The organism is Polaromonas sp. P3_C2 (genome assembly GCF_056402675.1).
Map to the genome: position 1 here is coordinate 1 of NZ_JBFUGX010000467.1, position 3,318 is coordinate 3,318.

3 protein-coding genes are annotated in these 3,318 nt (G+C 60.8%); 1 reads left to right on the forward strand and 2 read right to left on the reverse strand.

Annotated features, from left to right (window positions below):
- Positions 1-36 precede the first annotated feature (36 nt).
- Positions 37-708, forward strand: a complete 672-nt coding sequence (rpiA, locus tag AC1DWI_RS17260) for a ribose-5-phosphate isomerase RpiA (RefSeq protein WP_477725293.1) — start codon at positions 37-39, stop codon at positions 706-708.
- A 67-nt stretch (positions 709-775) separates the two neighbouring features.
- On the opposite strand, the gene AC1DWI_RS17265 is transcribed toward rpiA, so the two are convergent.
- The gene (locus AC1DWI_RS17265) at positions 776-1,450 is read right to left on the reverse strand and encodes a glutaredoxin family protein (RefSeq protein ID WP_477670952.1); all 675 of its coding nucleotides are present in this window, start codon (positions 1,448-1,450) and stop codon (positions 776-778) included.
- 52 nt (positions 1,451-1,502) lie between these two features.
- Positions 1,503-3,318, reverse strand: a 1,816-nt coding sequence (locus tag AC1DWI_RS17270; RefSeq protein ID WP_477725292.1) for a M3 family metallopeptidase, incomplete at its 5' end; no start/stop codon positions are given.

The following is a 3,318-nucleotide window of genomic DNA, read 5'->3' on the forward strand; positions in this document are numbered from 1 at the left end:
CCCCAAACACTCTTTAATACTTCCATGACCCAAGMCATGACCCAAGACGAACTCAAAACCCTGGTTGGCCAGGCGGCCCTGCACTATGTCGAGGAAGGCAGCATTGTGGGGGTGGGCACCGGCTCGACTGTCAACAAATTCATTGACGCGCTGGCCACCATGAAGGGGCGCATTGCCGGTGCCGTGTCGAGCTCGGTTGCCTCGACGGAACGCCTGCAGGCGCTGGGCATCAAGGTGTTTGACGCGACTGAGGTGGACGAGCTGGCGGTGTACATCGACGGCGAGGACGAAATCGACAACGCGGGTTATATGGTCAAGGGCGGTGGCGCAGCATTGACGCGCGAAAAGATCGTGGCGGCCCAGTCGCGCAAGTTTGTCTGCATTGCCGATGAGTCCAAGCTGGTGCAGGTGCTGGGCAACTTTCCGCTGCCCGTTGAGGTGATTCCGATGGCGGCCAGACGTATTGCGCGGCAGTTTGCGGCCATGGGCGGTACAGCCAACCTGCGGCTCAAGGACGGCAAGCCGCTGGTCACCGACAACGGCCAGCACATCCTGGACGTGACCGGCCTGAAGATCGCCGATCCGCTGGGTTTTGAGTCGCAGGTCAACCAGTGGCCGGGCGTGGTGACGGTGGGGGTGTTTGCCCACCAGAAGGCGCATGTCTGCTTGCTGGGTGCGCCGGGCGGGGTGAAGACACTGGTGTTTTAGGCTGCTCTGGCTCCAGAAAGCAAAACGCCGGGCTGGTACCCGGCGTTTTGCATTTTTCAGAGCCCGCTCAGAATTTGATGCCGGCAGGGTTGTTGGCCGTGGCGGCGGGTGGTGCCGCCGGAGCAGCCTGCTGGGATGGTGCGGCAGGCGCGGCTGGGGCGGTGCCCGCTGCTGGAGATTTGCTCACCGCGACCAGGGGTGTAGGCGCGGGGCGCTGGTAGGTGGCCGGCAATATAGACGCAGCGGGGTAGCCCGCTGCATTCAGGAACTGCGTCCACTCTGCATCCGAATAGCCTTTGAGTTGCTGGGCGGCTATGGTCAGAAGGGGCAGCGATGCATCACCGCTCAGCCGCTGCAGGGCCGCAATATCTTCGTTGGTGTTGACGGTTTTCTCGCTGAAGGGAATGCCACGGCTTATCAGCATGGCACGAGCGGAACCGCAGGGAATACATTTTTCGTTGGTGTACAAGGTGACCGGGTATTTGCTGACAACCTGTCGCAATTCGAAAGGAAGACCTCCGGATGCTGCTCCACCACCACTTGACGCTGCGTTGGCAGCGCTAACTTTGCCGCTACTTGCCGCCGGCGGTGGCTGGTCGGAAAAGGTTACCTTGCCGTCGGGTCCCACGATGCGGTAGACCTGCGCGTGCGACGGCAGCACCATAAAAATTAAGCTTCCCCCAAACAGCAGCATGGCCAGCAGGGCGTTGGGAGAGAAGGACCTAACAGCGTTTGATTTCATGGTTTCCCCAGTCAGTCTTGAATTTGAATTGAAGTGGCTTGGCTCAGGTGTTTCAAGCCATACCCTGGTGGCGCATCAGTGCGTCCAGCGTTGGCTCGCGGCCCCGGAAGGCCTTGAATGATTCCATGGCCGGACGGCTGCCCCCTGCTTCCAGGATGGCTTGCCGGTATTTTCGGCCTGTTTCTACATTAACGGTACCCGATCCTGTGCCGGCGTCAGTGTTTGTACCCGGGTCGGCTGCAGGATGGGCGGACTCTTCAAACGCGGCATAAGCGTCGGCAGACAGGACTTCGGCCCATTTGTAGCTGTAATACCCGGCTGCATAACCACCGGAAAAAATGTGACTGAATGTATGTGCAGTACGGCTGTAGGCCGGGGCGACAATCACGGCAACTTCCCGGCGCACCTCGTTCAGGAGATCCATCAGGTCGTCGGCCGGGTTGTGAGAGGTGTGCAGCAGCATGTCGAACAGTGAAAACTCGACCTGGCGCAGCGTCTGCATGCCGCTCTGGAAGTTTTTGGCGGCCAGCATCTTGTCGAACAGCTCACGCGGCAGGGCGGCGCCGGTATCCACGTGGGCGGTCATGTGCTTGAGCACGTCCCACTCCCAGCAAAAGTTTTCCATGAACTGGCTGGGCAGCTCGACGGCGTCCCATTCGACKCCGCTGATGCCGGAAACGTCCCGTTCGTTGACCTGGGTGAGCATGTGGTGCAGCCCGTGGCCGAATTCATGGAACAGCGTGGTCACGTCGTCGTGCGTGAGCAGGGCTGGCTTGCCGCCCACGCCCTCGGCGAAGTTGCAGACGAGGTGCGCCACCGGGGTTTGTAGCTTGCCGTTGTCGGGGCGCAGCCAGCGGGTGCGCACATCATCCATCCAGGCGCCGCCGCGTTTGCCGGTGCGGGCGGGCTGGTCCAGATAGAACTGGCCCACCAGCTGGCCGTTGCGCTCGATACGGAAAAACTCTACGCCAGGCTTCCACACGGGTGCCGAGTCCTTGCGGATGGCAACTTCAAACAGTGTTTCCACGATCCTGAAGAGGCCTGCCAGCACCTTGGGGGCAGTGAAGTACTGTTTGACTTCCTGTTCACTGAAGGCGTAGCGCGCTTCCTTGAGTTTTTCGCCGATGTAGGCGTAGTCCCAGGCTTGCGGGTCGGGCAGGCCCAACTGGGTGGCGGCAAAGGCGCGCAGGTCGGCAACATCCTTTTCGGCATAGGGTCGGGCGCGCCGGGCAAGGTCACGCAAAAACGTGATGACCTCGTCGGGGGACTTGGCCATCTTGGCGACCACCGAGACCTCGCCGAAATTACGGTAGCCCAGCAGCTTTGCCTCTTCGAGGCGCAGCGCAAGGATTTCCTTCATGATGGCGCTGTTGTCGAATTTGCTGAACTCGGGTGCGGCCTGGTCGCTGGCGCGGGTGGTGTAGGCCTTGTAAAAGGTTTCGCGCAGTTTGCTGCTTTTGGCAAACTGCATGACAGGCAGGTAGCTTGGCATTTTCAGGCTGAGGCGGTAGCCGGTCTTGCCTTCGGACTGGGCCTGGTTGCGCGCTGTTTCAAGCACGTCGGCAGGAATGCCCTCAACCTCGGCTTCTGTCGCGTAATAGGCAAATGCGTCGGTGGCATCCAGGGCGTTCTCGCTGAATTTCTGGTTMAGCTCGGCCTGGCGTTCCTGGATCTCGGCAAAACGGTCGCGGTCGGTGCCCTTCAGTTCCGCACCCGACAGCACAAAGTTGCGAATGGCGTTTTTATGGGCCTGGCGCTGCTCGGTGTTCAGGGTGGCCACGTCGATGGCTTTGTATTTGTCGTAAAGGCGCTCATCGGCGCCCAGGCGGGTCCAGAACTCGGTCACGCGCGGCAGGGCGGCGTTGTAG

Excerpts from the sequence above, each read along its gene's own strand:
- rpiA (WP_477725293.1), top strand. The coding sequence starts at position 37 with ATGACCCAAGACGAACTCAAAACCCTGGTTGGCCAGGCGGCCCTGCAC.
- AC1DWI_RS17265 (WP_477670952.1), bottom strand. The coding sequence starts at position 1,450 with ATGAAATCAAACGCTGTTAGGTCCTTCTCTCCCAACGCCCTGCTGGCC.